This window comes from Streptomyces sp. SID14515 (assembly GCF_010548505.1).
Taxonomy (GTDB): Bacteria; Actinomycetota; Actinomycetes; order Streptomycetales; family Streptomycetaceae; genus Streptomyces; species Streptomyces caviscabies.
The window spans coordinates 1-26,648 of record NZ_JAAGMH010000108.1 but is presented as its reverse complement, the minus strand read 5'-3'; the positions used below and the strand labels follow the sequence as shown (position 1 = coordinate 26,648).

At 72.0% G+C, this 26,648-nt stretch carries 28 protein-coding genes; 16 read left to right on the top strand and 12 right to left on the bottom strand.

What is annotated here, in order from left to right; all coding sequences use genetic code 11:
• Nucleotides 1-27 precede the first annotated feature (27 nt).
• Both G3I54_RS24940 and G3I54_RS24935 read left to right on the top strand, forming a co-directional pair.
• Entirely contained in the window at nucleotides 28-714 is a 687-nt protein-coding gene (locus G3I54_RS24940) for a hypothetical protein (protein WP_164617244.1), read from the top strand.
• A 139-nt stretch (nucleotides 715-853) separates the two neighbouring features.
• Nucleotides 854-1,195, top strand: a complete 342-nt coding sequence (locus G3I54_RS24935; protein ID WP_164617242.1) for a DUF2516 family protein — start codon at nucleotides 854-856, stop codon at nucleotides 1,193-1,195.
• Here G3I54_RS24935 and G3I54_RS24930 read toward each other — a convergent pair.
• The 3 genes from G3I54_RS24930 to G3I54_RS24920 all read right to left on the bottom strand — a co-directional run bounded on the left by G3I54_RS24930 (nucleotide 1,177) and on the right by G3I54_RS24920 (nucleotide 5,020).
• On the bottom strand, nucleotides 1,177-2,559 hold the full coding sequence (locus G3I54_RS24930; RefSeq protein WP_164617239.1) for a response regulator: 1,383 nt from the start codon (nucleotides 2,557-2,559) through the stop codon (nucleotides 1,177-1,179). The genes G3I54_RS24935 and G3I54_RS24930 overlap by 19 nt on opposite strands.
• Before the next feature lie 286 nt (nucleotides 2,560-2,845).
• On the bottom strand, nucleotides 2,846-3,937 hold the full coding sequence (locus G3I54_RS24925; protein ID WP_164617237.1) for a C40 family peptidase: 1,092 nt from the start codon (nucleotides 3,935-3,937) through the stop codon (nucleotides 2,846-2,848).
• Between the two features lie 297 nt (nucleotides 3,938-4,234).
• Nucleotides 4,235-5,020: a class I SAM-dependent methyltransferase gene (locus tag G3I54_RS24920; protein ID WP_164617235.1), complete on the bottom strand. Its 786-nt coding sequence runs from the start codon at nucleotides 5,018-5,020 to the stop codon at nucleotides 4,235-4,237.
• A 311-nt stretch (nucleotides 5,021-5,331) separates the two neighbouring features.
• On the opposite strand from G3I54_RS24920, the gene mshA reads away from it, so the two are divergent.
• The 3 genes from mshA (at nucleotide 5,332) to G3I54_RS24905 (ending at nucleotide 9,229) form a co-directional block, all read left to right on the top strand.
• On the top strand, nucleotides 5,332-6,684 hold the full coding sequence (gene mshA, locus G3I54_RS24915; RefSeq protein ID WP_164617412.1) for a D-inositol-3-phosphate glycosyltransferase: 1,353 nt from the start codon (nucleotides 5,332-5,334) through the stop codon (nucleotides 6,682-6,684).
• A 43-nt stretch (nucleotides 6,685-6,727) separates the two neighbouring features.
• A complete protein-coding gene (locus G3I54_RS24910) occupies nucleotides 6,728-7,246 on the top strand; it encodes a YbjN domain-containing protein (protein ID WP_164617233.1) in 519 nt (172 codons plus the stop codon).
• Between the two features lie 144 nt (nucleotides 7,247-7,390).
• A complete protein-coding gene (locus G3I54_RS24905) occupies nucleotides 7,391-9,229 on the top strand; it encodes a glycoside hydrolase family 55 protein (protein WP_239144559.1) in 1,839 nt (612 codons plus the stop codon).
• Nucleotides 9,230-9,233: 4 nt separating this feature from the next.
• Here the strand turns inward: G3I54_RS24905 and G3I54_RS24900 are convergent, their stop codons facing one another.
• Nucleotides 9,234-10,280 (bottom strand): aminoglycoside phosphotransferase family protein, encoded by a 1,047-nt coding sequence (locus tag G3I54_RS24900; RefSeq protein ID WP_164617231.1) that lies wholly within the window; start codon nucleotides 10,278-10,280, stop codon nucleotides 9,234-9,236.
• Nucleotides 10,281-10,545: 265 nt separating this feature from the next.
• Here G3I54_RS24900 and G3I54_RS24895 point away from each other — a divergent pair, with 265 nt between their 5' ends.
• Nucleotides 10,546-11,355, top strand: coding sequence for a hypothetical protein (locus G3I54_RS24895; RefSeq protein WP_164617229.1), 810 nt, complete (start codon nucleotides 10,546-10,548; stop codon nucleotides 11,353-11,355).
• A 46-nt stretch (nucleotides 11,356-11,401) separates the two neighbouring features.
• Here the strand turns inward: G3I54_RS24895 and G3I54_RS24890 are convergent, their stop codons facing one another.
• From G3I54_RS24890 to G3I54_RS24880, 3 genes are all read right to left on the bottom strand, one after another.
• The gene (locus G3I54_RS24890; RefSeq protein WP_069757357.1) at nucleotides 11,402-11,644 is read right to left on the bottom strand and encodes a hypothetical protein; all 243 of its coding nucleotides are present in this window, start codon (nucleotides 11,642-11,644) and stop codon (nucleotides 11,402-11,404) included.
• Nucleotides 11,641-11,889 carry a hypothetical protein gene (locus G3I54_RS24885; protein WP_103510932.1) on the bottom strand — a complete coding sequence of 83 codons (249 nt, stop codon included), beginning with the start codon at nucleotides 11,887-11,889 and terminating at the stop codon, nucleotides 11,641-11,643. Before G3I54_RS24885 ends, G3I54_RS24890 begins: the two co-directional genes overlap by 4 nt.
• 136 nt (nucleotides 11,890-12,025) lie before the next feature.
• A complete protein-coding gene (locus tag G3I54_RS24880; RefSeq protein WP_164617227.1) occupies nucleotides 12,026-12,415 on the bottom strand; it encodes a hypothetical protein in 390 nt (129 codons plus the stop codon).
• A 148-nt stretch (nucleotides 12,416-12,563) separates the two neighbouring features.
• Here G3I54_RS24880 and G3I54_RS24875 point away from each other — a divergent pair, with 148 nt between their 5' ends.
• The gene (locus G3I54_RS24875) at nucleotides 12,564-13,307 is read left to right on the top strand and encodes a class I SAM-dependent methyltransferase (RefSeq protein WP_164617225.1); all 744 of its coding nucleotides are present in this window, start codon (nucleotides 12,564-12,566) and stop codon (nucleotides 13,305-13,307) included.
• Between the two features lie 26 nt (nucleotides 13,308-13,333).
• Here the strand turns inward: G3I54_RS24875 and G3I54_RS24870 are convergent, their stop codons facing one another.
• Both G3I54_RS24870 and G3I54_RS24865 read right to left on the bottom strand, forming a co-directional pair.
• A complete protein-coding gene (locus tag G3I54_RS24870) occupies nucleotides 13,334-13,756 on the bottom strand; it encodes a hypothetical protein (RefSeq protein ID WP_164617222.1) in 423 nt (140 codons plus the stop codon).
• Nucleotides 13,757-14,004: 248 nt separating this feature from the next.
• Nucleotides 14,005-14,766 (bottom strand): phosphoglyceromutase, encoded by a 762-nt coding sequence (locus G3I54_RS24865; protein ID WP_050356805.1) that lies wholly within the window; start codon nucleotides 14,764-14,766, stop codon nucleotides 14,005-14,007.
• A gap of 205 nt (nucleotides 14,767-14,971) precedes the next feature.
• Here G3I54_RS24865 and G3I54_RS24860 point away from each other — a divergent pair, with 205 nt between their 5' ends.
• The gene (locus G3I54_RS24860; RefSeq protein ID WP_164617408.1) at nucleotides 14,972-16,300 is read left to right on the top strand and encodes an MFS transporter; all 1,329 of its coding nucleotides are present in this window, start codon (nucleotides 14,972-14,974) and stop codon (nucleotides 16,298-16,300) included.
• A gap of 112 nt (nucleotides 16,301-16,412) precedes the next feature.
• Here G3I54_RS24860 and G3I54_RS39080 read toward each other — a convergent pair whose 3' ends face one another.
• Together G3I54_RS39080 and phoU are read right to left on the bottom strand one after the other, a co-directional pair.
• The gene (locus G3I54_RS39080; protein WP_203687132.1) at nucleotides 16,413-16,562 is read right to left on the bottom strand and encodes a hypothetical protein; all 150 of its coding nucleotides are present in this window, start codon (nucleotides 16,560-16,562) and stop codon (nucleotides 16,413-16,415) included.
• 212 nt (nucleotides 16,563-16,774) lie between these two features.
• Complete coding sequence (gene phoU / locus G3I54_RS24855; RefSeq protein WP_030590483.1) at nucleotides 16,775-17,452, bottom strand: phosphate signaling complex protein PhoU; 678 nt, start codon at nucleotides 17,450-17,452, stop codon at nucleotides 16,775-16,777.
• 197 nt (nucleotides 17,453-17,649) lie between these two features.
• Here phoU and G3I54_RS24850 point away from each other — a divergent pair, with 197 nt between their 5' ends.
• Nucleotides 17,650-18,912, top strand: coding sequence for an ATP-binding protein (locus G3I54_RS24850; RefSeq protein ID WP_164617220.1), 1,263 nt, complete (start codon nucleotides 17,650-17,652; stop codon nucleotides 18,910-18,912).
• The gene (locus G3I54_RS24845) at nucleotides 18,909-19,589 is read left to right on the top strand and encodes a response regulator transcription factor (RefSeq protein WP_003968183.1); all 681 of its coding nucleotides are present in this window, start codon (nucleotides 18,909-18,911) and stop codon (nucleotides 19,587-19,589) included. Before G3I54_RS24850 ends, G3I54_RS24845 begins: the two co-directional genes overlap by 4 nt.
• A gap of 131 nt (nucleotides 19,590-19,720) precedes the next feature.
• Here G3I54_RS24845 and G3I54_RS24840 read toward each other — a convergent pair whose 3' ends face one another.
• Nucleotides 19,721-20,416, bottom strand: coding sequence for a DUF461 domain-containing protein (locus G3I54_RS24840; protein ID WP_164617218.1), 696 nt, complete (start codon nucleotides 20,414-20,416; stop codon nucleotides 19,721-19,723).
• Nucleotides 20,417-21,128: 712 nt separating this feature from the next.
• Between G3I54_RS24840 and G3I54_RS24830 the strand changes: the two genes are divergently transcribed.
• The 6 genes from G3I54_RS24830 to G3I54_RS24805 form a co-directional block, all read left to right on the top strand.
• A complete protein-coding gene (locus G3I54_RS24830; protein WP_003953493.1) occupies nucleotides 21,129-21,611 on the top strand; it encodes a CarD family transcriptional regulator in 483 nt (160 codons plus the stop codon).
• Nucleotides 21,612-21,954: 343 nt separating this feature from the next.
• On the top strand, nucleotides 21,955-22,722 hold the full coding sequence (ispD, locus tag G3I54_RS24825) for a 2-C-methyl-D-erythritol 4-phosphate cytidylyltransferase (protein WP_164617216.1): 768 nt from the start codon (nucleotides 21,955-21,957) through the stop codon (nucleotides 22,720-22,722).
• Nucleotides 22,712-23,224, top strand: coding sequence for a 2-C-methyl-D-erythritol 2,4-cyclodiphosphate synthase (gene ispF, locus G3I54_RS24820; protein ID WP_164617214.1), 513 nt, complete (start codon nucleotides 22,712-22,714; stop codon nucleotides 23,222-23,224). The genes ispD and ispF overlap by 11 nt, the downstream gene beginning before the upstream one ends.
• Before the next feature lie 103 nt (nucleotides 23,225-23,327).
• Entirely contained in the window at nucleotides 23,328-23,945 is a 618-nt protein-coding gene (locus tag G3I54_RS24815) for a GNAT family N-acetyltransferase (RefSeq protein ID WP_164617404.1), read from the top strand.
• Nucleotides 23,946-23,997: 52 nt separating this feature from the next.
• Nucleotides 23,998-25,527 carry an ABC transporter substrate-binding protein gene (locus G3I54_RS24810; protein WP_164617212.1) on the top strand — a complete coding sequence of 510 codons (1,530 nt, stop codon included), beginning with the start codon at nucleotides 23,998-24,000 and terminating at the stop codon, nucleotides 25,525-25,527.
• Nucleotides 25,528-25,531: 4 nt separating this feature from the next.
• Nucleotides 25,532-26,648, top strand: a 1,117-nt coding sequence (locus G3I54_RS24805; RefSeq protein ID WP_164617209.1) for an ABC transporter permease subunit, incomplete at its 3' end; no start/stop codon positions are given.

Here is a 26,648-nt window from a genome sequence, read left to right as displayed (position 1 = left end):
ACCTGATGATCCGGGAGGACCACAGTCATGGCCATCACCGATGACCTGCGCAAGACCCTCACCGACCCCACCCCCCTCTACTTCGCCGCCGGTACGGCCGACCTGGCCGTGCAGCAGGCGCGCAAGGTTCCGGCGCTGATCGAGCAGCTGCGGGCCGAGGCGCCCGAGCGGATCGACGCCGTGCGCAACACCGACCCCAAGGCCGTGCAGGAGAAGGTGACCACGCAGGCCAAGGAGGCCCAGGCCACCGTGCAGGCGAAGGTCACCGAGGTGTTCGGTTCGTTCGACGCCGCCGACCTGAAGAAGCTGGGCGAGAGCGCTCAGGACCTGGCGCTGCGCAGTGTGGGCGTGGCCGCCGAGTACGCGATCAAGGCCCGGGAGACGTACGAGAAGGTCGCCGAGCACGGCGAGCAGACCGTACGGACCTGGCGCGGGGAGACCGCGGAGGAGATCGTCGAGATCGCCGCCGTCGTCGAGGCCGAGCCGAAGAGCCAGCCGAAGGCGAGCCCCAAGGCCGCGCCCGCCGCCAAGCCCGCCGCCACGAAGGCCTCGCCCGTCGCCCCGGTGAAGCCCGCCGCGACGAAGGCCGTGCCCGCCGAGGCCAAGCCCGCCGCCCCGGTGAAGTCCGCCGAGGCCAAGGCCGCGCCGGCCAAGAAGACGCCCGCGCCGCGCAAGCCCGCGGCCAGGAAGACCCCGCCGACCGACGGCAAGTGACCCCCACGGGTCGTTCCGGGACGCGGTACGCGTGACCGGGACGCGGGGCGGGCACCTTTACGGGTGGCCGGCTCGTTGTCCCGGTACCTTGGCCCTCTCGGCCGCAGGGCGCTCATCCACTCACTAGGCGGTACACAGCATGTTGCTCTCAGGATTCGGCACGATTCTCCAGCTGCTCTATCTGGCGATGCTGGTGCTGGCCGTGGTCGCGTTCGTCTTCGCGGCGACCGCCCGTGAGGACGCCTACCGTGCCGCCGACAAGAAGAAGAAGTCCTTCTGGCTGATCATCCTCGGCATCGCCGTCGCTGTGAACCTGCTTCCCACCTCGCTCTTCTTCCTCCAGATCGCCGGCGTGGTCGCGTCGATCGTGTTCATGGTCGACGTGCGCCCGGCGCTCAAGGAGGTCTCGGGTGGCGGCGGTGGCCGCAGGGGCGGCTCCAGCAGCGACGGCCCGTACGGTCCCTACAACGGCGGGCGCTGAGCCCGCGCCGCCCTCGCGGGCGGGGACGGCGGCCGGTCGACGGACACGGGGCGGGAGCGCGGTGCGCTGCCGCCCCATCGTCGTATCCGCTCCGGATCGCGGCCCAGCAGCAGGACCGCCACATCGTCCGTCAGCTCGCCGCCGTTCAGCTCCCGCACCTCGGCGACGGCCGCCTCCAGCAGCTCCTCGCCCGCCAGGCCCTGCTCCAGCCGGCTGTTGACCATCGCGACCATGCCGTCCTGGCCGAGCCGCTCGCTGCCGCCGGTCCCCACGCGCCCCTCGATGAGCCCGTCGGTGTACATCATCAGGCTCCACGCGCCGCCCAGCTCCACCTGCCGGCGCGGCCACCGGGCCCGCGGCAGCAGCCCCAGCGCCGGGCCGCCGTCCTCGTACGGGAGCAGCCGGGCGGGCCGGCCGTGGCGGGCGAGCAGCGGTGCGGGGTGGCCGGCCAGGCAGAGCCCGGCCCGTCGCCCGTCGGGCGCGATGTCGACCGTGCAGAGCGTCGCGAAGATCTCCTCGCTCTGCCGCTCGTGCTCCAGCACCTGCTGGAGCGTGGAGAGCAGCTCGTCCCCGCACAGCCCGGCCAGGGTCAGCGCCCGCCAGGCGATCCGCAGCTCGACGCCGAGCGCCGCCTCGTCCGGGCCGTGTCCGCAGACATCGCCGATCATCGCGTGCACCGTGCCGTCCGGGGTGCGGACGACGTCGTAGAAGTCGCCGCCGAGGAGGGCGCGGCTGCGGCCCGGTCGGTAGCGGGCGGCGAAGCTCAGCCCGGAGCCGTCCAGCAGCGGGGTGGGCAGCAGGCCGCGTTCCAGGCGGGCGTTCTCCTGGGCGCGCAGCCGGGACTCGGTCAGCTGGTGCTGGGCGATGTCGGCGCGCTTGCGCTCCACGGCGTAGCGGATGGCGCGGCTCAGGACGCGCGCGTCCAGCTCGCCCCGGAAGAGGTAGTCCTGCGCCCCGACGCGTACCGCCTCGGCCGCCAGCTCCGTGTCGTCCTGCGCGGTCAGCGCGAGGACCGCGTGCAGCGGTGCGATGCGCAGTACGTGGGTGAGGGCCGCCAGCTCGTCGGCGCGCTCGGAGAGCGGCTCGGCCCGCTCGGAGCCGGGCTCGGCCGGCTCGGCCCCGGAGCCGGTGACCGGCAGCGCCAGGTCCAGCAGGATGCAGTCGACGTCGTCGGTGAGCAGCCGGGCGGCCTCGGTGAGATTGCGGGCGGTACGGATACGGACCCGGGTCCCGGCCGCTGCCGAGAGCTCGGGGACGGTGATGGTGGTGCCCGCCGGGTCGTCCTCGATCACCAGCAGGGTGAGGTCGCCGTGCGAGGTCTCCGCAGCGGGAACGGATCGCTGCTGCGGTACGGGTACGGGCATCGGTTCGGGTTTCCTTCCCTCCCCCCGAGGGCGCGGCGGGTCGACGATCGACGATCCGCCAGTCGGGGACGATAGCGGTCCGCGGCGGGGGAACGGAATGGCGCACGGGAACCGGCCCCCGTCATATGCGCCGTCATAAGCCGCGTCCCGACACGGATCCGGCGCGATGGGCCGCCGTACGGGCGGGGAAGCGCCCATGACAAACATCACGCGCCCGTGAACGGCGGCGTGGCCCCGCTCACGTGGCCCCGCTCACGTGGTCCGGTCCTCCGCGTGCTGCCCCGTCCTACTTGTCCGGGCGGACCACGCCGAGGATCTTCATCGAGCCCGCGCCCGCGAGCGTGACGTTGCGGCCGGGGCGCGGGGAGTGGACGATCGCGCCGTCGCCGACGTACATCCCGACATGGCTGGCGTCGGCGTGGTAGATGATCAGGTCGCCGGGGCGCATGTCCTGGATGTCGATACGCGGCAGCAGCCGCCACTGCTCCTGCGAGGTGCGCGGGATCGGCCGCTTCGCCGCCAGCCAGGCCTGGGACGTCAGGCCGGAGCAGTCGTACGAAGCCGGGCCCTCCGCTCCCCAGACGTACGGCTTGCCGATCTGGGCCGTAGCGAAGGCCACCGCCGCCGCTCCGGCCGCGCTCGCCTCGCCGCTGACGTCCTTGACCGCGCCGGAGGAGAGCCAGTCCGTCTGCGCCTTGTCGGCGGCGTCCCGCTCCAGCTGCAGGAGCCGGTCGCGCTCCTTCTTCTCCAGCTGCGATTCGAGCTTCTCCGCCGCCTTGATCTGGGAGTTGATCTTCTTCTTGGCCTTGGCCTGCTTGACCCGGTTCGTCTCCAGCTTCTCCCAGTTGGCGCTGGCGTCCTGGGTGTACGTCTCCAGGTCCTGCTGCGTCTGGTTCAGCTCGGTCAGGAGCGACTTGGAGGCCTGCTGGCTCTGGTGGACCTTGTTGATCCCGTCCAGGAAGAGCTTCGGGTCGTTGCTCAGGGCCAGCTGCGCGCCGGGCGGCAGGCCGCCGTTGCGGTACTGCTCGCGGGCCTGGGCGCCGGCCCGGTCCTTCAGCGCGGCGATCCGCGCCTGGCCGTCGACGATCGCCTTGGCCAGCTTCACGATCTCGCCGGACTGCTTCTTCGTCTGCTCCTCGGCGAGGTTGTACGCGTCCGTCGCCGCGCCCGCCTTCCGGTACAGCGTCTCGATCTGCTCGCGGACCTTTTCGAGATCCGCGTTGGAGTAGCGGGGCGGCGAGCCGGCGGGGGAGGAGGAAGCGGAAGGGGAGGGCGAGGGGTCCGGAACGGGGGCGGCCATGGCCTGGCCCGTGGACGTCAGCAGGGCCAGCGCACAGACCAGCGTGATGGCGGCAGTGGCACAGTGGCGTCGGTTCACGAGCTCCCCCTCCGGGCGCGTATCTGACTTACCGTCAGTAACTTCTGGGCGACGTCGCGATCGTGCCATGCCGCCCTCCAAAGCAACAGAGCCCGACGGCACCTGACGCGTCACATATCGCCCGCACGGGGCCACTTCGCCGACAGCCCCGGCTCGCACGACGTCCCGCGAGGTCCCCCTCACTGGGACGAATGGTGGCCCTGTGGCGTTCCCGGACGGTCCAGGATGTTTCTCGGTGTTCCTCGGTGTTCCTCGGTGTTTCCGGAGCGGGCGAACTGCGCCCCTCCGGGCAAGCGTTCAGTGGCTGTCGGGCCGCAGGGCGTCCCACTCCACGGTGATCTCCCCCTGGCGCCACCGCCGTACCCCGTCCACCACCGGCCAGTCGGCCGCCACCGCCCGCACCGCCGCGATCCAGCGCTGCCGTGCGCCGAGCGAGGCGTACGGGGAGGCCGCCGCCCAGGCCCGGTCGAAGTCCCGGAGAAACGCGTGGACCGGCTCGCCCGGCACATTGCGGTGGATCAGCGCCTTCGGCAGCCGTTCCGCGAGGTCGGAGGGGCGCTCCAGCGAGCCGAGCCGGGTCGCGAAGGTGACCGTGCGCGGACCCTCGGGCCCCAGGGCCACCCAGACGTGCCGGCGTCCGATTTCGTCGCAGGTCCCCTCCACCAGGAGTCCGTCCGGGGCGAGTCGGGAACACAGCCGTGCCCAGACCTCGGCGACCTGGTCCTCGTCGTACTGGCGCAGCACGTTCGCCGCCCGGATGAGCAGGGGCCGGACCTCCAGCGGGACCTCGAAGCCGCCGTGCACGAAGGTGAGGCCCTCGCGCTCGTACGGCTTCGCCGCCGCGACCCGCTCCGGGTCGATCTCGATGCCCGCCACCACGGTGCGCGGCTCGGCGGTGCGCAGCCGGTCCAGCAGCTCGACGGCGGTCCAGGGGGTCGCCCCGTACCCGAGATCGACGGCCACGGGCGTCCCGGCGCGGCGCAGGGCGGGGCCGTGCGCGTCGGCGATCCAGCGGTCCATGCGGCGCAGCCGGTTCGGGTTGGTGGTCCCGCGGGTGGCGGTGCCGATGGGGCGCTGGCGCATGGGTCGAGCGTATGCGACGGGGCGGTACGGGACGGATGCCCGGCGGACCGGGGTCGTGACCGGCGACGCGTCCGGGCCGGAGAAGCCGCCCGGGCCGGAGAAGCTGCCCGGGCCGGAGAAGCTGCCCGGGCCGGAGGAGCCGCCCGTGCCGGGCGCGAGCCGGCGGCCCCGCCCGCGCCGGACGACGCGCCGCCCGGCAACGTAATGATTTGGCAAAGCCGGAAATGAAAGGTGGGATTCCGCTGTTCTCGCCCTTCGGAGGGCCCGCGTGCCCTCTCCCCAGCATGCCCCGAATGAGGAGGACCGACGAGGTGAGCCAGTACGTCTCCCGGCTCGGTTCCACCCGGTCGGCCACGCGCCGCAGGTTCCCCGGAGGCTTCTCCGGGGTCTCCCGCAAGCCGCGCCGCATCGCGATGCTCTCCGTCCACACGTCCCCGCTGCACCAGCCCGGCACGGGCGACGCGGGCGGGATGAACGTCTACATCGTCGAGCTGGCCAAGCGCCTCGCCGCCATCAACATCGAGGTCGAGATCTTCACCCGGGCGACCACCGGCTCCCTGCCCCCCGAGGTCGAGCTGGCCCCCGGAGTCCTGGTCCGGCACGTCGACGCCGGGCCGTACGAGGGCCTGGCCAAGGAGGACCTGCCCGCCCAGCTCTGCGCCTTCACGCACGGCGTGATGCAGGCCTGGGCCGGTCAGCGCCCCGGCTACTACGACCTCGTGCACTCCCACTACTGGCTCTCCGGCCAGGTCGGCTGGCTCGCCGCCCAGCGCTGGGGCGTGCCGCTCGTGCACGCCATGCACACCATGGCCAAGGTGAAGAACGCCGCGCTCGCCGAGGGCGACACCCCGGAGCCGGCCGCCCGCGTCATCGGCGAGACCCAGATCGTGAACGCCTCCGACCGGCTGATCGCCAACACCGCCGAGGAGGCCGACGAACTCGTCCGCTTCTACGACGCCGACCCCGCCGCGGTCGCCGTCGTGCACCCCGGCGTCAACCTGGACCGCTTCCGCCCGGCCGACGGCCGGGCCGCCGCACGGGCCCGGCTCGGTCTGCCGCAGGACGCGCTGATCCCGCTCTTCGCGGGCCGCATCCAGCCGCTGAAAGCCCCGGACGTGCTGCTGCGCGCGGTGGCCGTGCTCCTGGACCGGGACCCGTCGCTGCGGTCCCGCATCGTCGTACCGGTGGTCGGCGGCCCCAGCGGCAGCGGGCTCGCCAAGCCCGAGGGGCTCCAGAAGCTGGCCGCCCGCCTGGGCATCGCCGACGTCGTACGGTTCCACCCGCCGGTGGGTCAGGACCGGCTCGCCGACTGGTTCCGGGCCGCGTCGGTGCTGGTCATGCCGTCGTACAGCGAGTCCTTCGGTCTGGTCGCCATAGAGGCCCAGGCGACCGGCACCCCGGTGGTCGCGGCGGCGGTGGGCGGGCTGCCGGTGGCGGTGCGCGACGGGGCCAGCGGCTTCCTGGTGCAGGGGCACGAGCCGGAGGCGTACGCCCGCGCACTCGGGCGGTTCGCGGACGCGCCGGAGCTGGTCGAGCGGATGGGGGCGGCCGCCGCGGCGCACGCCCAGTCCTTCGGCTGGGACACGGCCGCGTCGGCGACCGCCGAGGTGTACACGGCCGCGCTCGGCGACCACCGCCGCCGGGCCACGGCGCACCACGGCTGAGGCCCCTCCTGCCGCCCGTACCGGGCTGTCGTACGCTCGCTGCATGGCTGACGTACCCGACGAAACAGCAGCGGCCCAGGTCATCGAGGCGACGCTGAACGACGCCGGGCTCGGATGGGAGAGCCCGGAGCGCGGCAACTACGTCGTGACGCTGCCCGGCACCCGCAAGCTGTCGACGACCTGTTCGCTGATCGTCGGCAAGCACTCGCTCTCCCTCAACGCGTTCGTCGTCCGGCACCCGGACGAGAACGACGCCGAGGTGCACCGCTGGCTGCTAGAGCGCAACCTCCGCCTGTTCGGGGTGAGTTACGCGATCGACTCGCTCGGCGACGTCTATCTGGTCGGCAAGCTGCCGCTGTCGGTGGTCACCGCCGAGGAGCTGGACCGGCTGCTCGGCGTGGTGCTCGAAGCGGCCGACGGGGCGTTCAACACCCTCCTGGAGCTCGGTTTCGCGAGCTCGATCCGCAAGGAGTACGAGTGGCGGGTGTCGCGCGGTGAGTCCACCCGGAACCTGGACGCGTTCAGCCACCTGATCCAGCGCCCGGCCAAGTCCGGCGACTGACGGCTTCCTCGACCTGATTTTCTCGGCACTCTCTCGGCATTCTGTCGGCGGCGCACGGGTCTTTCCCCGCGCCGCCGAGTCATGTCATGCTCGCCGCCAACGCGCATATGAACGTCATTCACATACATGAAAGGCGGCTTGGGTATGGCGACACATCAGGGGAGTGGGCGGGGCCAGGGGCGAGAGGGCCAGACGCGGGAGGGCCAGACGCGGGAGGGACAGGTGCGGGAGGGCGGCCGGGGTGTCGTCGGCAGACGCGCGGTCCTCGGCAGCGCCGTGGCCGTCGCGGCGGCCGCCGTGACCGGAACCGCCTCCGGAACTGCCTCCGGAACTGCCTCCGGGGCCGCCTCCGCAGGGGCGGCCCCGCCGTCCGCAGGGCATCCGGCACGCCCGATCCGGGACGCCGCCCTCTGGCGGGAGTTCGCCGCCGCCCCCTTCACCCACCCCCAGATCCCCTTCATCGGCCGCGCGGGCTACCGCGCGGGATCCCCGCTCCCGCGCCGCCCCTCCGCCGGCGAGCGCCCCCGCGGCCTCGTCATCGACGTCGTACGCGACCACGGAGCCCGCCCCGACGGATCGGCCGACGCCGCGCCCGCGATCAACCGCGCCATCGCCGCCGCCGGAGAGCGCGGCGGCGGCACGGTGACCATCCCGGCCGGGACGTACCGCATCGACGACATCATCCGCATCGGCCACAGCGACGTCGTGCTGCGCGGCGCGGGCAGCGGAGCGACGACGCTGTACGCGACCCGCAGCCTCACCGAGCTGATCGGCGCGTACGGCAGCCGTTACGGCGGCGACAAGTCCAGCTGGTCCTGGGCCGGCGGGCTGATCTGGCTCTGCCCGAAGGACCGTTGGGCCTCGCTGACCGACGCGATCCGCGCCCGGGAGTGGCCCTTCGAGGGCTGGACCGGCAACCGCCGCGACGCCTGGCGCACCCTCGCCGCCCCGGCCCCCGCCCGCCGGGGCGACCGGACGATCACCGTCCCCGACGCCCGCCGGCTGCGGCCCGGCCGACTCGTCCTCCTCCGCCTCGCCGACGACCCCGGACACACGCTGCTCCAGCACATGGCGGGCGACGGCGACGGGGCGCGGGCGTACGTCTGGGCCGACAAGACCAAGCTGACCTCGTACGTCCCCTACGAATGGCCGGTCCGCGTCACCGCCGTACAGGGCCGCCGGATCACCCTGGAACGCCCGCTTCCGCTCGATGTGCGCCCCGAGTGGGACCCCCGGCTGACGACCCTCGTCACTCCGCTCACCGGGTCCGGCGTCGAGGGCCTCACGCTGGAGGCGGTCGAGAAGCCGCAGGCCCCGCATCTGCTGGACCAGGGGTACAACGGCCTCGCGTTCCAATGCGCGTACGACTGCTGGGCCGACGACGTCACCGTCCGGCACGTCGACAACGGCTTCGGTCTGATCGGCGCGTCCGCCTGCACCCTGCGCCGTACGAAGGTGGAGGGGCGCGGCGCGCACCACCCGTACTACTGCCGCGAGGGTTCGCACGACAACCTGATCGAGGACTTCACCGTCGCGGCCCGCACCACCCCCGCGCCCTCCGGCACCCAGCTCCACGGCATCAACGTCGAGGGCCTGTCCAGCCACAACGTCTGGTCGCGCGGCCGGATGGAGACGGGCACGTTCGACTCGCACCGGGGGATGCCGTTCGCCAATGTGCGCACCGATATCACGGTGAACAACGACGGCGTCCACGGCGGCGACGCGAGCGCGGGCCCGCTCTTCGGGGCGCGCTTCACGCACTGGAACATCCGGGTCACCAACGAACGGGCCGGGCTGATGAGGATCGACGGCCTCGCCCCGTACAGCGCGACCGTGGGCATCAACGAGGTGAGGGAGTTCGGCCAGATCGACGTCCCCGACTTCACCGGTGACCTGCACACCCGCCTGGAGGCGTACGGGAGTCCGGAGGCGGTCCGGCCGGTCAACCTGTACGAGGCGCAGCGCGGCGTGCGCGTGCGCTGAGGTTCTACCGGTTGGCCGCGTCCAGGGCGTCGACGAGGTGGGGCGCGACCAACTCCCAGGTCTCGTCCGCGGCTTCGGTGCCGACGTCGCGGGGCACGGTCTCGACGAGCATGATGAGGTAGAGGTAGCTGCGGTACAGGGCGAGCCGGGTCCGCAACGAGTCCGTGAACTCCACCTCCTCCCCGGCGGATCGCGCGTAGCCGTCGAGGAAGTCCCGGTCCCGCTCGATGTCCCCGAAGAGCGCGAGCGATACGAAGTCGGCCACCGGGTCGCCCCAGAACATCCGCTCGCCGTCGATGATCCCGCCGAGGGCGCGGGCGCCGGGCTCCCCGGTGACCAGCAGGTTTCCCGGCCAGAGGTCGAAGTGCACGAGGGCGGGCCGGGCGACCTCGTCCAGGACGTGGGCCGCGCCCGCCAGCACCGCACGGATCCGGGGGACGGGGTACGGCAGCCGGGCCCGGTAGGTCTCGGCGTCGGCGAGCACGGCCTCGGTCATCGCCGTGAACGCGGTACGCCACGTGGGGGCGAGCGGCCCGAACGGCTCGGCGGGATAGCCGAAACCGGGTCCGGGGCGGAATCCGGGGCCGGGTCCGAATCCGGGACCGTGCTCGACAGCGGCGGTCACCGCATGCAACCGTCCGACGATCTCGCCGAGTTCGGCGCGCAGCCGAGGCGCGTCGCCGGACTCCGCCGTGATGCCGGCCTCGTGCCAGGGGCGGCCCGGACGGGCGGTCATGACCAGGTAGGGCCCGCTCGGCGAGGCCGGATCCGCCTCGCTGCGTATGACACGGGGGATCGCGGGACCTCCTGCCTGCGCGGCGGCGGTGTAGAAGGCGACCTCGTTGACGAGGAGATCGCGTTCGTACCGCAGGCCGGCGGTGTGCGGCGGAGGCGTCTTCACCACCCAGTCACGGCCATCGGCGAGGGTGACGCGGGTGACGGTGTTGTATGTGCCGCCGGTGAGGGTGGCGCGCGAGGCTATGTCGCGTTCGCGGACCCCGAGGGCGTCGAGAACGCGGGCGAGAGGAGTGACGGAGGCCTGGTCGGACACGCGGATGACGCCCTTTCGGAAGGCGGCGGCGGGCTTGCGCCGGAGGGTCTCGCCGAGGGTGAACCGGAGGGTTGTACTGCGCTTCCACACAGTGCGTTCACAGGATGATCACAGCGGAATCACGATCGCGGGAGGGGATCTCCGGACCGCTCATCGCTCACAGGTTCGATCGTAAAGTGTGGATCACTGCGACGGCCCGTCCCAGACGGCGTCGAAGTGCCGCGCGAGGGAGGGGCGGTCGCTCCCCGAACCGGAGAGAAGAACCATGCGCGCCACTGCCGTACGCCGTACCGCCCTCGCCGCCTCCGCGGCCGCTCTTGCCCTGATGGTCACTGCCTGTGGCGGCTCGTCGGACGCCGACGCCAAGGACGGGAAGGACGACAAGGGCGCCGCGGGCGGTAGCAGCTCGGCCCCGAAGGCCCCGGCCAAGGCGCTCACCGCCGCCGAGCTGGAGAAGGCCACGCTCGCCCAGGGCGATGTGGAGGGCCGCAAGGTCACCAAGGCCGGTCCGGACGACGAGGTTCCGGCCGACGGCGTGACCGTCGACAAGAAGGAGTGCCTGCCGGTCGCCCACGCCATGTACGGCGTGGCGCAGAAGGGTTCGGTGGCCACCACGAAGCGCAAGGTGATCGACGAGCCGAAGAAGACCGACGGCAAGAAGTCGCTGGAGGACCTGGCGGAGGGCGGGGCGGAGGACGCGTTCAAGGACGCCTTCAACCTGACGTCCACGTTCGTCGCGCTGAACTCGTACGAGGGCACGGCGGGCCCGGACGCGTTCGCCGCGCTGAAGAAGGCCGCGGCGGACTGCGCGGGCGGCTTCACCGCCACGGTCGCCGGTACGACGACGAAGTTCGCCTCGGTCACCGAGGAGAAGGTCACCGGCGGCGACGAGTCCGCGGCCTGGACGGTCACTTCCGACGACGGCGGCGACCAGGCCCCGTTCAAGCTGGTGGCGCTGCGCAAGGAAGGCTCCGTGGCGACGTTCTTCGCCTTCAACCTGGCGGCGGCGGGCGGCGGCGTGAAGTTCGAGGTGCCGACGGAGGTCGTGGCGGCTCAGGACAAGAAGCTCGCCTGACGTACGGATGTGGTGCCCCTGCCCTGAGCGACCCTGCGTTTCTCGCTCAGGGCAGGGGCACGAGCCGGACGACGGTGACGGTGAGGACGGACCGGGAGACGTAGTAGAGGACGATGGCCCCGGAGACGGTCGCCTCGCGCCGGTCCCGTTCGCTCTTGACGGCGGAGGAGGCGTGGCCGTACGGCTCCTCGCCGAGGGTGCGGGCCATCTCGTCCCGGAAGGACTCGCCGCCGCGCATCTTGGCCAGGGTGTCGTCGGCGGGCGGTGCGTAGGAGATGCGGAAGCTCAAGCGACGCTCCGCCTCTCGGCCTCGTCCTGCGCCAGCCGGTCCAGGATCTTCTCGGCCTCGGGATCGGGAACGGCCTCCAGCATCCAGTGCCGCATCACGGCCTGAATCTCGTGCACACCGGCCTCGTTGATCGCGAGATCGAACTCCTCGCGTCTCTCCTCGGGCAGCGCGGCCCGGATGTCCGGGATGCTGTTGGGCACGTCGACCTCGGTACCGCCGACGAAGGTCTTCAGAGACTCACCCATGATCGCTCTCCTCGATCTCCTTGCCCTGGAAGCAGACGGACGGTGTGGGCCCACCGTAGTGCGTACGAGGGGAATTTCGGCCGACCCGGCGGGGCACGGATCGGCCACGGATCAGGTGGGACGCGGCACTTCGCGCTCAGCTCCGCCCGAGCTTCGCCGCGACCCGGTCGCGCAGGATCGCGTACTCATCCTGAAGCCGCCCCCACTCGCCGACAGGCGGCCGGACTATGACGTCACCGCCCACGACGACCTCCTCGGGCCCGAACTGCTCCCGGGTCAGATCGACTTCGACGCCCATCCCCAGCCGGTTCCACCAGTGGAAGTCGACGCGCACGCCGTCGACACGCACCTCGCCCCGAATTAGCTCCCCGCCGAGCAGATCGTTGACCACCATGGCGGTCACCCCGCACTGGTCCCGCGCCGGATTGTCCGGACTCCAGCGGTCCCGGTACTCCGGAGTGCAGGTCTCGGCGCTCCAACTGTCGCGGAGGGCCTGTTCGATGTCGGAGAGCAGGTGGACGGTCATGGTGACCATCGTGGCAGGGGGCACTGACAACACCCCGAAGAGCTGGAGCCGTTGGAGTCCGGGGCGGCAGCCGTACACCTGCGCAGGGGAGCCGGCCGCAGGAAATCACGTCGACAGGGCCTCCGGGCTCGCGGCACAGTGGTCGCCCGTGACGACCAGCGAACTGTGGACCCGAGCGACCGCCGACCGCTACGACGCCGAGGAGGCCGAGAACTCCTCGCCCGCCGTCCTCGAACCCACCCTCGACTTCCTCGCCGAACTCGCCGGGGACGGACGGGCCCTGGAGTTCGCCATCGGTACCGGACGCGTGGGCGTGCCGCTGAGGGAACGCGGGGTGCCCGTGACGGGCATCGAACTGTCCGAGCCCATGGCGGAGGTGCTCCGCCGCAAGGCGGACGAGGCGACCCTCCCGGTGGTCATCGGGGACATGGCGACCACCGTGGTCCCCGGCGAATTCACCCTGGTCTACCTCGTCTACAACACCATCTCGAACCTGCTCACCCAGGACGAGCAGGTCGAGTGCTTCCGCAACGCGGCCCGCCATCTCGCGCCCGGCGGCCGGTTCGTCATCGAACTGGTCGTGCCGCCCCTGCGGTTCCTGCCGCCCGGCCAGACCGCGGTGCCGTTCGACGTGTCCGACCGTCATCTCGGCTTCGACACCTTCGACCTGGTCGAGCAGATCCTGGTCTCGCACCACTTCACCCGCGACGGCGAGGACGGCCGCTACCGCCGGGGCAACTCCCGCCACCGGTACGCCTGGCCGGCGGAGCTCGACCTGATGGCCCGTATCGCCGGACTGGACCTGGAACGCCGCGTCGCGGACTGGGACGGGTCACCGTTCACCGATGACTCCGGCAAGCACATCTCCGTATGGCGCAAGCCGACGGCCTGAGGTCCCCCGCCCCGACCCGGACGAGCTCACATCCGCTTGAGCCCGACGTACTGGAGGGCTGCGAAGCCGCCGACCGTCAGGCTCTGCAGCACGATCCAGACCGCACCGACGCCGGTCGGAGACAGCACACCGGAGACCAGCACCACCAGGCTGAGCACAACCCACAGCAGGTTCGCCACGATGACCGCCGTCAGTCCCGTGCGGTTGATCTCCTTCCGCGTCCCGACGACCAGCACGCCCACCGAGTAGAGCAGCAGGAACGCCCCGACCGGGTACTGGACTGCCGTCGTGACGCCGAAGAAGGAGTCGAGGGCCGTGGCGAGTGCCAGGTAAGCGATGCCGTTGAGGCCGGTGGCCACCGCGTCCAGCTTGAGCGCCGACCTCGCGAAACCGTCGGATCCCGCCGCCCTCGCCTCGGAGGCAACCCCGTCGTACCGCGTCGATGCCATGGTCGTCTTCCTCTCGTGCACCAGGGAGTCGCCCGGGTACGGAAGCGGCTCCCGCGCGGGGCCGCCGAACGCTGCCGAAGGTAGGCGGCCCCCACGGAGGGCATCAATTACCTCCGAGGTAATCAGCCCGTTGCACCCAACGACCCGCGCTCACCCGGACCCGTCGACGGCCCGAGAAACGCGACGGCCCCTCACCTGCCCGAACAATGCAGGTGAGGGGCCCGATCGCGTTCTCTACTTCTTGTTCTCTACTTCTTCTTGCCCTGGTTCTTCACTGCCTCGATGGCCGCCTTCGCCGCGTCCGGGTCGAGGTACGTGCCGCCCGGCTTCAGCGGCTTGAAGTCGGCGTCCAGCTCGTACGAGAGCGGGATGCCGGTCGGGATGTTGAGGCCCGAGATCTCCTCGTCCGAGATGCCGTCCAGGTGCTTCACCAGGCCGCGGAGGCTGTTGCCGTGGGCGGCGACCAGGACCGTGCGGCCCGTGAGGAGGTCCGGGACGATGCTGTCGAACCAGTACGGGAGCATGCGGACGACGACGTCCTTCAGGCACTCCGTGTCCGGGCGCAGCTCCGGGGGGAGGGTCGCGTAGCGCGGGTCGTCGAACTGGGAGTACTCGGCGTCGCGGGCCAGCGGCGGCGGCGGGGTGTCGTACGAGCGGCGCCACAGCATGAACTGCTCCTCGCCGAACTCGGCGAGCGTCTGCGCCTTGTCCTTGCCCTGGAGCGCGCCGTAGTGGCGCTCGTTCAGGCGCCAGGAGCGGCGGACCGGGATCCAGAGGCGGTCGGCGGACTCCAGGGCCAGCTGGGCGGTCCGGATCGCGCGGCGCTGGAGGGAGGTGTGCAGGACGTCGGGGAGCAGACCGGCGTCCTTGAGCAGCTCACCGCCGCGGACTGCTTCCTTCTCGCCCTTTTCGGTGAGGTTGACGTCCACCCAACCGGTGAACAGGTTCTTCGCGTTCCATTCGCTCTCGCCGTGGCGGAGGAGGATCAGCTTGTACGGTGCGTCGGCCATGAGTCCGAGCGTAATCGAACCCGTGCGGCCTCCGCGCGCCCGCCCGCACCGCGGACAGGGCCGGGCCGGGAGGGCCGGACGGCCGGTGGATTGACGGGGGGCGTCAATCCGGTGGCGGCCGAGGAGCCGGGCTTCGTAATGTCTCCATCGTTGTCGGGGGTATTACCCGAGGCCTCGTTCCGTACGTCCCGTGGGGGGAATCCTTATGTCCGTCGCCGGTCTGCGATCAGCTGCCCGCGAGACCGTCTCGGGGATGCCCCGCGCGTTCTGGTGGCTGTGGACCAGCACCCTGGTCAACCGACTCGGCGCGTTCGTCGCCACCTTCATGGCGCTGTATCTGACCCTGGACCGGGGCTACTCCGCCTCGTACGCCGGGCTCGTCGCCGCCCTCCACGGGCTCGGCGGGGTCGTCTCCTCGCTCGGCGCGGGCGTGATGACCGACCGGCTCGGGCGGCGGCCCACCATGCTGATCGCCCAGACGTCCACCGCCGTGTCCGTGGCGGTGCTCGGGTTCATGCAGCACCCGTTCGCCATCGCCGCCGTCGCGTTCTTCGTCGGCATGGCGAGCAACGCCTCACGCCCCGCCGTGCAGGCGATGATGGCGGACATCGTGCCCCCGAAGGACCGGATCCGGGCCTTCTCGCTCAACTACTGGGCCATCAACCTCGGCTTCGCGATCTCCGCGACCGCGGCCGGGTTCATCGCCGAGTACAGCTACCTCGCCGGCTTCCTCGGCGAGGCCCTGATGACGCTCGTGTGCGCCGTTCTCGTCTTCCTGAAGGTGCCGGAGTCACAGCCCGAGGAAGCGCGCGCGAAGACCGTCGACGGCAAGCGGTCCAAGGACGAGGTGCGGCTGACCACCGTCCTGCGCGACGGGCGCTTCATGGGCGTCGTGGGGCTGTCGTTCCTGGTGGCGCTGATCTTCCAACAGGGTTACGTGGCGCTGCCGGTGGCGATGGGCACGGACGGGCTGTCCAGCTCCGACTTCGGCACCGCCATCGCCGTCAACGGCGTGCTGATCGTGGTCCTCCAGATCCCCGTCACCCGCTTCATCCAGCACCGCGACCCGCGCCGGCTGCTGATCCTCTCCTCGCTGCTCGCCGGGTACGGCTACGGGCTCACCGCCTTCGCCGGGTCGGTCGGCGCGTACGCCCTGACGGTGTGCGTCTGGACGCTGGCCGAGATCGTGAACGCACCCACCCAGACGGGCCTGGTCGTGCAGCTGTCGCCCGCCCGGGGCCGGGGCCGCTATCAGGGCATGTACACGATGTCCTGGTCGGTGGCCGCGCTCGTCGCGCCGCTGATGTCCGGCTTCGTGATCGACCACTACGGCGCCTCCTGGCTCTGGGCCATCTGCGCCGTGATCGGCACCGTCGCCGGCCTCGGCTACTGGCTGCTGATGCGCAACCTGCCGCGCGAGGAGCAGGTCGCGGCGGAAGCGCTGCCGGAGCCCGCGCCCGTACCGGCCGAGGCCCGGCCGGACCAGGCCGAGCCGCAGGCCGCGCCCGCGGCGACGGTGGAGCGGGCCTGCTGAGCGGTACGCGTACGGCTGCCCGCCTGCCCGGGGCCTCTGAACCCGTACGCGGACGGCGCCCGCCCGGAAGGAAGATCCGGGCGGGCGCCGTCCGTTTCGTATGCGGCGCGGCTCAGCCGGAGCAGCCGCCGCACTGGCACGGGGCGCCGGACTGGCAGCCGCACCCGCAGCCCGAGCCGCAGCCGCAGGCGCCGAGCGCACCTCGGTGCACCACTTCGGTCGGGGTCTCCTGCTGGGGTTCGGTCATGGGGGAATCGGCCATGGTCCCTCCTCGGGGGCGTACGGCTGGGGCGGCCGTCGGCATGGTGCACCGCCCCCGCCCCATTGCATGCCCATCCCGGCAGGCGCATCAACGGCGCACGCGCGCAGGAACATATGTGCGACTCGCGTACGCCGGTGATGCGCCGGTACCACGACGCGCCGCCTTGCCGTGCCGGAGCGGCCGTACGCGCCCCCGCCGTGCCGGAGCGGCCGTTACGCCCCCTCGACCGGCGCCGCCGCCTGGATCTCGTCCGCGTGCTCGCCCGTCACCAGGTAGACCACGCGCTTGGCGACCGACACCGCGTGGTCGGCGAAGCGCTCGTAGTAGCGGCCCAGCAGCGTCACGTCGACGGCCGTCTCGATGCCGTGCTTCCAGCGGTCGTCCATCAGGTGCTGGAACAGCGTGCGGTGCAGCAGGTCCATCTCGTCGTCGTCCTGCTCCAGCTGGAGCGCCAGATCGACGTCCTTGGTGATGATGACCTCGGCCGCCTTGGCCATCAGGCGCTGGGCGAGCTGGCCCATCTCCAGAATGGTGGCGTGCAGGTCGTGCGGGACCGCCGCCTGCGGGAAACGCAGCCGGGCCAGCTTCGCCACGTGCTGGGCGAGGTCGCCCGAGCGCTCCAGGTCGGCGCTCATCCGCAGCGAGGTCACCACGATGCGCAGGTCGGTCGCCACCGGCTGCTGGCGGGCCAGGAGCGCGATGGCGCGGGCCTCCAGGTCGTGCTGGAGGTCGTCGACCTTCTGGTCGCCGGCGATCACGTTCTCGGCCAGCGTCAGGTCGGCGTCGAGCATGGACGTGGTCGCCCGCCCGATCGCCGAGCCGACCAGCCGGGCCATCTCGACCAGGCCTTCTCCGATCGAATCGAGTTCCTCGTGGTAAGCGTCGCGCATGGAAGTCCCTCTCCAGTTCCAACTGAGGCCGGGGTCTCGGACCGACCCCCACGGTTACACGGTGGGGGCACAACGCGTCCGGATCCGCCCCCCTAAGTGAACCGGCTCCTACCCCTCGGTGAACTCTGGGCGACGAGTGTTCGAGAAGGCACTCGGACGGCTGGGAGGGAGTCGTCGCACCCGCATAACCTTGAAGCATGGACGTGAACGCGGCGGTCGCCGCAGCTGCAGCGATCGCCGGGCTGTGCACCGGTGTGATCGCCATGCTGGCGTTCCGCTGGAGCGAGCGCGACCTGAAACGGCCCACGCGTACGTCGCTGCGGCCGGACAGCAACGCCGCCCTGCCCCCCGGAGTGGACACCGTCCTCTCCGTTCTCAGCTCCTCCGCCGTCGTCCTCGACGAGAGCGACAGCGTGGTCAAGGCCAGCTCCGCTGCGTACGCTCTGGGCCTGGTCAGAGGCGGCCGGCTGGCCGTCGAGCCCATGCTCAACATGGCGCGGGACACCCGCCGGGACGGGGAGATACGACAGGTCGAGCTGGATCTGCCCCGGCGCGGTACGGGCCGCGGCGACACCCTCGCCGTCTCCGCCCGGGTCGCCCCGCTGGGCTCGCGGCTGGTGCTGCTGCTCGTCGAGGACCTCACCGAGGCCCGCCGGATAGAAGCGGTACGGCGCGACTTCGTCGCCAACGTCAGCCATGAGCTCAAGACGCCGACCGGAGCGCTCTCGCTGCTCTCCGAGGCGGTGATGGACGCCTCCGACGACCCGGAGGCGGTGGAGCGGTTCGCCGGGCGGATGCAGATCGAGGCGACCCGGCTGACCAACCTCGTCCAGGAGCTCATCGACCTCTCCCGGGTGCAGAACGACGACCCGCTGGAGGACGCCGAGCCGGTCAAGGTGGAGACGCTGGTCGCCGAGGCGATCGACCGCTGCCGCCAGCAGGCCGGCTCGAAGCAGATCACCATGGCCTCCGCGGGAGCCGAGGGCCTCACGGTCTGGGGCAACCGCGGCCAGCTCGTCGGCGCGCTCGGCAATCTCGTCGAGAACGCCGTCAACTACAGCCCCGCCCACACCCGCGTCGGCATCGCCGCACGCCGGATGGCGTCGCCCGGCGGGGACCTCATCGAGATAGCCGTCACCGACCAGGGGATCGGCATCTCCGAGAAGGACCGCGAACGGGTCTTCGAGCGGTTCTACCGCGTCGACCCCGCCCGCTCACGGGCCACCGGTGGCACCGGTCTCGGCCTCGCCATCGTCAAACACGTGGCCGCCTCGCACGGCGGGGAGGTCACCGTCTGGAGCTCCGAGGGACAGGGCTCCACCTTCACCCTCCGGCTGCCCGAATCGGGCGTCACGAGGGAGCGCACCACCGGCGGACCGCTTATCGTCAACGGCGACGACGAGGGGCCGTACGAGACCGACACCTTTGACCCCTTCCCTGCCCCGGAGGCTCTTCCGTGACCCGAGTGCTTGTCGTCGAGGATGAGGAATCCTTCAGCGACGCCCTGTCCTACATGCTGCGCAAGGAAGGTTTCGAGGTCGCCATCGCGGCGACCGGCCCCGACGGTCTTGACGAGTTCGAGCGCAACGGCGCCGACCTGGTCCTGCTCGATCTGATGCTGCCCGGCCTGCCCGGCACCGAGGTGTGCCGCCAGCTGCGCAGCCGCTCCAACGTGCCGGTGATCATGGTCACCGCCAAGGACAGCGAGATCGACAAGGTCGTCGGGCTGGAAATAGGAGCCGACGACTACGTCACCAAGCCCTTCTCCTCGCGTGAGCTCGTCGCCCGCATCCGGGCCGTCCTGCGCCGCCGCGGCGAGCCGGAGGAGGTCACCCCGGCCGCCCTGGAGGCGGGCCCGGTCCGGATGGACGTCGACCGGCACGTGGTCACCGTCTCCGGCGGCAAGGTCGACCTCCCGCTCAAGGAGTTCGACCTGCTGGAGATGCTCCTGCGCAACGCGGGCCGGGTGCTGACCCGGATGCAGCTCATCGACCGGGTCTGGGGCGCGGACTACGTCGGCGACACCAAGACCCTCGATGTCCACGTGAAGCGTCTGCGCGCCAAGATCGAGCCCGACCCGGGTGCGCCGCGCTACCTCGTCACCGTGCGGGGCCTGGGGTACAAGTTCGAGCCGTAAACCGCGAGCCCGTACATGCCGAAGGGGCGCTTCCCGGCCGGGAAGCGCCCCTTCGGCATGTACGGGCTGTGTCCGCGTGCCCGCGTGCGGCTGTGCGCCGCGCGCCTGCGTTACGGGGCCCGGCCGCCGTGTCAGTTGGCCGCGGGGACGTCGCCCGTGCCCTGCGCGGCCGCGTCGCCCTGCGCGCCCTCGGTGGCCGCGCCGTTCGCCGGAGTGCCGCCCGTCGCGCCCTCGGTCGCGCCGGGGGTCTCGCCGTTGCCGGTCGCCTCGCCCGAGGGGGTCGGGCTCGGCTTCGGCGCGGGGGCCTCCGCCTTCGGGCTGGGGCCGAAGTCCTTGAAGAAGCCCTCGGCCGGGAAGACGCTGGCGCCGAGGCCGACGTCGCCGGTCCGGCTGAGCTTGAAGACGACCTGCTGGACGTCGCCGTTGCGCGCGGCCTCGCCGCTGTTCTCGATCACGGCGGCGGCGTTGCCCTTGCCGCCGATGATGACCTGGCCACCGGCCGGGACCACGATGGGCCCCTTGCCCTTGGCGGCCTGGAGCTTTACCTCGACGTTGCTGCCGGGCAGCGTGATCGCCTCCAGCACCTCGCGCTCGGTGCCGTCGTTGAACAGCGTCGCCGCGACGACGGCGGGGCCGTCGGCGCCACCGTCGGGCTGCGTGATCACGTTCACGTTCTGGACCTTGATGCTGCCGACCGAGGTGGCCGGGTTGTCCGGCCTGATCTTGAGCGTCTCGGCGTTGTTGCCCGCCGCACAGGCGGACAGGGAGACGATCGAGAACACGGTGGCGGTGGCGGCGAGGGCGCCGTGTCGAAGGCTGCGGCTCACGGCGGCGGCAACTCCTTGAACGATCGGACTGCGGGCTACGGACGTCGGGCGTCGAGCGGTGGTGTAAAGCCGCCCTAAGGGTGTGTCAGCGGCCTTAGGCTACCGAGCCGCCCCGCCCGCCCTGCACCCGACCCGCCCCTGAGGGCGGTCTCGTCGATCAGGGGTGGACCGGGCGGCCTCCGCGCAAGCCCGCCGGGCCGTCCGCGCGTGTTCGTACGAGGCGTTCGCGCGGGGTACGCGGGAGGTGTTCGCAGGAGGTTCGCGGGAGGTTCTACCGGCCGGTAGGTCATGTGCCGTTCACATAATCCGCGTGATCAATTCTTCCGGCCGTGTCGTCGCTTCTTCTCCATTCCCCGCTTCGGGGCGGAAAGGGCGCCGCGCGAGGTGTGGCTTGATCAATTTCATTGCGGCTCGGCAGTTACGTCCGTACAGGTGAGCGGTCACCGAACGGAGTACGGAATGATCGCCATCTCCAAACCGACAAAACGGGACTTTCGGCCTCTTCTGCGGGGCTTCCGGGGTGTGTGACGTGGGTGTTTCGCCCCGGGCGCACAGTGGCTCCGACCTGCGAATACCGTCTTCCGGATGCCTTCCGCAGCACGTTCGTGTTGCTGTTGTCAAGCCCCGAGATATGCCCTGACCTGCGAAAACGCCATTCAGGAGATGCAGTTCTCGTGTTACTCTGGATAGCCACGGAAGGGGTACCTGTCACATGACGTTCAAGGTTGGCGACACCGTGGTCTATCCCCATCACGGGGCCGCGCTGATCGAGGCTATCGAAACTCGCCAGATCAAAGGCGTGGACAAGACCTACTTGGTGCTCAAGGTCGCCCAGGGCGACTTGACGGTTCGTGTGCCGGCGGACAATGCGGAGTTCGTGGGTGTGCGCGACGTAGTCGGGCAGGACGGGCTGGACCGGGTCTTCGAGGTGCTGCGCGCACCGTATGCCGAAGAGCCGACGAACTGGTCCCGGCGTTACAAGGCAAATCTCGAAAAGCTCGCCTCCGGCGATGTCATCAAGGTCGCCGAAGTAGTGCGTGACCTGTGGCGTCGGGAGCGCGAGCGCGGTCTCTCCGCCGGAGAGAAGCGCATGCTCGCCAAGGCCCGCCAGATCCTGGTGAGCGAGCTCGCTCTCGCGGAGAACACGAACGAGGACAAGGCCGAGGCTCTGCTCGACGAGGTCCTCGCGTCCTGAAACCGGATCACACCGGTCGTATGAATGTGCCGCGGTGCCCGCTGACCAGTCGTTTTCACGCTGTGTCGTCGGGCGCTGCGGCATGTTCGGACCCACATCCGGTGTATCCGGTGCCCGACTGCCGGTGATCCCCCGTGCCCGCGGTGCGATCCGCGTATGCGGAGACCGTCGGTGCGTGGCGGCCCCCGGTGGTGCGTGAGCGCTCGATGCGACCTGTCCTCGCCCGGGTGTCACGGAAGGGGCCCGGTGCGAGTCAGGGCGTCACGCCCGGCTCGCTGGGCCCCTACCCATGTCGGTCGTGGAAACAAACCTGCCGATCCTTCGGACCTTCGGAGTGCAACCGATGTCATCGACGACACCCCCGACCGACCCGCCGCGCCCTCCTCGTACCGCCGCGGTGATTCCCGCCGCCGGGCGGGGCGTGCGGCTCGGGCCGGGCGCGCCCAAGGCTCTCCGGGTGCTCGGCGGGACGCCCATGCTGATCCACGCCATTCGCGCCATGGCCGCGTCGCGCGCGGTCTCCCTCGTCGTGGTCGTCGCCCCGCCGGACGGCGCGCCCGAGGTGAAGCACCTCCTGGACGAGCACGCGCTGCCCGAGCGCACCGACTATCTGGTGGTGCCGGGCGGTGAGACCCGCCAGGAGTCCGTGAGCCTGGGTCTCGACGCGCTGCCCGAGGACGTCTCCGTCGTCCTGGTCCACGACGCCGCCCGCCCGCTGGTGCCGGTCGACACGGTCGACGCGGTCGCCGCCGCCGTACGGGACGGAGCGCCCGCGGTCGTGCCCGCGCTGCCTCTCGCGGACACCGTCAAGGAGGTCGAGCCCGCCCAGGCGCCCGGCGAGCCCGAGCCGGTGCTCGCCACTCCCGTACGGGCCAGGCTGCGGGCGGTGCAGACGCCGCAGGGCTTCGACCGGGACACGCTGGTACGGGCGCACGCCGAGGTCGCGGTCGACGGCGACGGGGCCACGGACGACGCGGGCATGGTGGAGCGCCTCGGGCAGCCGGTGGTCGTCGTCCCCGGCCACGAGGAGGCGTTCAAGGTGACCCGGCCGCTCGACCTGGTGCTGGCCGAAGCGGTACTCGCCCGCAGGAGGGCCAACGATGGTTTCTGACACCTCTGCGACGGGGCCCGCACCCGTCATCCCGCTCGTCGGGATCGGCACCGACATCCACGCCTTCGAGGAGGGCCGCGAGCTGTGGTGCGCGGGCCTGAAGTGGGAAGGCGAGGGCCCCGGGCTGGCCGGTCACTCGGACGCCGACGTCGTCGCGCACGCCGCCTGCAACGCGCTCTTCTCCGCCGCCGGCCTCGGTGACCTCGGGCAGCACTTCGGCACCGGCCGCCCCGAGTGGTCCGGGGCCGCGGGCATCACGCTGCTCACCGAGGCCGCCCGGATCGTCCGCGCCGAGGGCTTCGAGATCGGGAACGTCGCCGTCCAGGTCGTCGGCCTCCGCCCGAAGATCGGCAAGCGCCGCGAGGAGGCCCAGAAGGTGCTGTCCGCCGCCGTGGGCGCCCCGGTCTCGCTCTCCGCCGCCACCTCCGACGGGCTGGGCTTCACCGGCCGCGGCGAGGGCATCGCCGGCATCGCGACCGCCCTGGTCTACCGCACCTCCTAGCCGGACGGGCCGCCTGCTGCACATCGCTTGCACGTACGCTGAAGACGCAAGCGATGTGCCCCATGAGGCGGGAGTGGTACCGGTGACCAGCGCGACCACGGTGATGACGGGGGCGGCGACCGGCCGGGCCGTGGCCGACAGCGGTCACGAGGACGCCGGGTACGTCCTGCGCGCCGCCACCGCCGACGACCTCGGCGGGGCGCGGGCCGTGATGCTCGACACGGTCTACCGCGACCTGAGGTCCGGTTACGTACCCCGCTGGCACGCCGACATCATCGACCCCGAGGCGGCCTACCTCCGCCCGGAGCGCTGCACCCTGCTCGTCGTCGAGCACCGCGGCGAGATCGTCGCCACCGGGGCCGTACGCGACCGGGGGCCGCAGGCGCCGCCCAATCCTCAGTGGGTCGCCGACCGCTTCCCCTCCGGGTCCACCGCGCAGCTCTGCCGGATCTATGTGCGCCCCGAGCACCGCAGGCACGGGCTGGCCCGGCGACTGGTGCGCGAGCTGGGGGAGTTCGTGGTGCGGGCGGGCGGCTACACGGCCCTGTACCTGCACACGGACCCCGCCGTGCCGGGCGCCGAGCCCTTCTGGCGGTCGCTGGCCCGCGAGGTGTGCGACGAGCGGACGCTGCCCGGCGGCGGCCAGGGGATCGTCCACTTCGAGCTGCCGATGCCGGTGCCGCTGCCGGGCGTCGGTGCGGTCGACGCCCCCGTCGGCTAGCGGTCGACCCCCGCCCGTTAGATGACAATCGTTTTCATATAAGGTCGCTCCCATGCTCACGCCCCGCCGCCTCCACCGCGCCGCGCTGCCGCTCGCCGCGACCGCGCTCCTCGCCACCGCCGTCACCGCCTGCACCTCCTCCGGAGGAACCGGCAGCTCCGGCGGCGACCAGCGGCTGAAGGCGGCCCTGGCCTTCCCGCCCGCCCAGGCCATGTCCCCGTACGGCGACGACGCCGTCATCCTGAGCCGGCTCGCCGTCGTCGAAGGGCTCACCCGGCTCGACCGCGACGGTGAGGCCAAGCCCGCGCTCGCCACCGCCTGGAAGCGCGACGGCGACCGGGCGTGGGAGTTCACGGTACGGCCGGACACCGTCTTCCAGGACGGCACGAAGCTCGACGCCGCCGCAGTGGTCCGCTCGCTGGCCGCCGCGCAGAAGGCCTCACCGAAGCCCCGGGTGCTGTCCGACACCACGCTCACGCCCACGGCCGAGGGCGCGGACACCGTACGGATCACGACGAAGGAAGCCGACCCGCTGCTGCCCCAGCGGCTCGCCAACCCGTCGCTGAGCATCCTGTCCGCCGCCGCGTACCCGTCGGACCAGGGCTCCAAGGTGAACCCTGCCGGGCACGCCACCGGCCCCTTCACCCTCGCCGACGTCAACGGCGCGGTCAGCGCCACCCTGGAGCGCAACGACACCTACTGGGGCGACAAGGCGAAGGCGCCCGGCGTCGACGTGAAGTTCGTCGCCGACGGCACCGCCCGCGCCAACGCGCTGCGGACCAAGGACGTCGACATCGCCGAGTACGTCCCCATCTCGCAGGCCTCGCTGCTCGGCGACGGCCTCGTCCACGAGTTCCCCTCCGCCCGCACCAACGGCCTCTCCCTCAACACCGAGCGCGGCGTCTTCGCCGACCCGGCGATGCGCGCCGCCGCCCGCGCGGCCATCGACCCGAAGGCCCTGGTCGACGGCGTCTACGAAGGGCGCGCCGACACCGCCCAGGGGCTGCTCGGCCCCGGCGTCCCGTGGGCCGCCGACCTGCGCACCGCCCCCACCGGCCGGGCGAAGGCCGCCGCCCCGGCCGAGGTGCGGAAGACGTCCGAGATCGTGCTGGCCACGTACACCAACCGGCCCGAGCTGCCCGAGGTCGCCACCGTCGTCCAGCAGCAGCTGGAGAAGCGCGGCTTCACCGTCAAGCAGGTCGTCCGCGACTACGCGCAGATGGAGGCCGACGCCCTGGCCGGGAAGTACGACGCGTTCATCCAGGCCCGCAACACCCTCCTGGACACCGCCGACCCGGTCTCCTACCTCGCCTCCGACTTCACCTGCGACGGCAGCTTCAACATCACCCAGCTCTGCTCGAAGCCCGTCGACACCGCCGTCGACCAGGCCGCCGCCCTCGCCGACACCGACGCCCGCCACCGGGCCGAGATGACCGCCGAGGCCGCGATCCTCGGCTCCGACGCCCTCGTCCCGCTCGTCCACGAACGCTTCGTGCAGGGCTACGACGACACCCGCGTCCGGGGCGTCGCCCTCGACCCGATGGAACGCACCCTCATCACCGCCGACACCCGCATCGGGTGACCGCGTGAAGTACCTCGCCGGACGGCTCGGCACGCTCCTCGCCGTCGTCGCGGTGATCGGGCTGCTGCCCTGGCTGACCCGGACCGACCCGGCCCGCACGATCCTGCACGCCCGGTACGCCGACCGGGCCCCGACGCCCGAGACCCTCGCCGCGATCCGCGCCGAGACCGGGCTCGACGGCGGCCCGCTGCCCGTCCTCGGCGACTGGCTCGGCGGGCTGTTCCGGGGCGACCTCGGTACGTCCTGGGTCTCCGGGCAGCCCGTCGGACCCGATGTGACCGCCGCGCTCGGCAACTCCCTCACGCTGATGGGCGTCTCGCTCGCCGTCGCCGTGCTCCTCGCCCTCGTGCTGAGCGCGGCCACCCTCCGGCGCGGGGCCGCGCGCCGGATCGTCCGGGTGCGCGCCGGAGCGGGCGCGGCGGTGCTCGCCGCGCTGCCGGAATTCCTGCTCGCCGCCGTACTGGCCACCGTGTTCGCCGTACACCTCGGGTGGTTCCCGGCGCTCGGCTGGGGCGCGCCCGACCAGCTCGTCCTGCCCGCACTCGCCATGGGCGTACCGGCCGGGGCGCTGCTCGGCCGGCTGCTGGACGACGCCCTGCCCGGCGCGTTCGCCGAACCCTGGGCGAAGGCCGCCGCCGCGAGCGGAATGCCGGGCCGGATCGTCGCCCGGCACGCCCTGCGCCGTACGCTGCCGGGCCTGCTGCCCCAGCTCGGCCTGGTCGCGGTCGGGCTGACCGGCGGGGCGGTCGCCGTCGAGACGCTGTACGCGATCCCCGGCCTCGGCGGTACGGCGCTGGCCGCCGCCCTCGCCCAGGACCTGCCCGTCCTCCAGGCGGCCGTCCTGGTCCTGCTGCTCCTCGGGGTCGCCGCGGGCCTGCTCTCCCGCCTCGCCGTCCGCGCCCTCCTCGGCCCCGCGCTCACCGACCGCGCGCTGCCCGCCCTCGTCGCACCCCGGCTGCCCGGCCGCCGCGCGCTCACCGTCGCCGCCCTCGCCCTCGGCGGCCTGCTGATCGCCGTCACCGTCGCGGGCCTCCTGCGCGACCCGCTCCACGTCGACACCGCCGCCCGCCTCGCCGGCCCCTCCGCCGCGCACCCCTTCGGCACCGACAACCTCGGCCGCG

What these genes read in the sequence shown, in the direction of transcription:
- G3I54_RS24935 (WP_164617242.1), top strand. Translation starts at nt 854, where the DNA reads ATGTTGCTCTCAGGATTCGGCACGATTCTCCAGCTGCTCTATCTGGCG.
- G3I54_RS24885 (WP_103510932.1), bottom strand. Translation starts at nt 11,889, where the DNA reads ATGGGTGAGTCTCTGAAGACCTTCGTCGGCGGTACCGAGGTCGACGTG.
- G3I54_RS24895 (WP_164617229.1), top strand. Translation starts at nt 10,546, where the DNA reads ATGCGCGCCACTGCCGTACGCCGTACCGCCCTCGCCGCCTCCGCGGCC.
- G3I54_RS24860 (WP_164617408.1), top strand. Translation starts at nt 14,972, where the DNA reads ATGTCCGTCGCCGGTCTGCGATCAGCTGCCCGCGAGACCGTCTCGGGG.
- G3I54_RS24865 (WP_050356805.1), bottom strand. Translation starts at nt 14,766, where the DNA reads ATGGCCGACGCACCGTACAAGCTGATCCTCCTCCGCCACGGCGAGAGC.
- G3I54_RS24905 (WP_239144559.1), top strand. Translation starts at nt 7,391, where the DNA reads ATGGCGACACATCAGGGGAGTGGGCGGGGCCAGGGGCGAGAGGGCCAG.
- G3I54_RS24815 (WP_164617404.1), top strand. Translation starts at nt 23,328, where the DNA reads ATGACGGGGGCGGCGACCGGCCGGGCCGTGGCCGACAGCGGTCACGAG.
- G3I54_RS24930 (WP_164617239.1), bottom strand. Translation starts at nt 2,559, where the DNA reads ATGCCCGTACCCGTACCGCAGCAGCGATCCGTTCCCGCTGCGGAGACC.
- phoU (WP_030590483.1), bottom strand. Translation starts at nt 17,452, where the DNA reads ATGCGCGACGCTTACCACGAGGAACTCGATTCGATCGGAGAAGGCCTG.
- G3I54_RS24810 (WP_164617212.1), top strand. Translation starts at nt 23,998, where the DNA reads ATGCTCACGCCCCGCCGCCTCCACCGCGCCGCGCTGCCGCTCGCCGCG.
- G3I54_RS24850 (WP_164617220.1), top strand. Translation starts at nt 17,650, where the DNA reads ATGGACGTGAACGCGGCGGTCGCCGCAGCTGCAGCGATCGCCGGGCTG.
- G3I54_RS24910 (WP_164617233.1), top strand. Translation starts at nt 6,728, where the DNA reads ATGGCTGACGTACCCGACGAAACAGCAGCGGCCCAGGTCATCGAGGCG.
- ispF (WP_164617214.1), top strand. Translation starts at nt 22,712, where the DNA reads ATGGTTTCTGACACCTCTGCGACGGGGCCCGCACCCGTCATCCCGCTC.
- ispD (WP_164617216.1), top strand. Translation starts at nt 21,955, where the DNA reads ATGTCATCGACGACACCCCCGACCGACCCGCCGCGCCCTCCTCGTACC.
- G3I54_RS24870 (WP_164617222.1), bottom strand. Translation starts at nt 13,756, where the DNA reads ATGGCATCGACGCGGTACGACGGGGTTGCCTCCGAGGCGAGGGCGGCG.
- G3I54_RS24940 (WP_164617244.1), top strand. Translation starts at nt 28, where the DNA reads ATGGCCATCACCGATGACCTGCGCAAGACCCTCACCGACCCCACCCCC.
- G3I54_RS24880 (WP_164617227.1), bottom strand. Translation starts at nt 12,415, where the DNA reads ATGACCGTCCACCTGCTCTCCGACATCGAACAGGCCCTCCGCGACAGT.
- G3I54_RS24920 (WP_164617235.1), bottom strand. Translation starts at nt 5,020, where the DNA reads ATGCGCCAGCGCCCCATCGGCACCGCCACCCGCGGGACCACCAACCCG.
- G3I54_RS24830 (WP_003953493.1), top strand. Translation starts at nt 21,129, where the DNA reads ATGACGTTCAAGGTTGGCGACACCGTGGTCTATCCCCATCACGGGGCC.
- G3I54_RS39080 (WP_203687132.1), bottom strand. Translation starts at nt 16,562, where the DNA reads ATGGCCGATTCCCCCATGACCGAACCCCAGCAGGAGACCCCGACCGAA.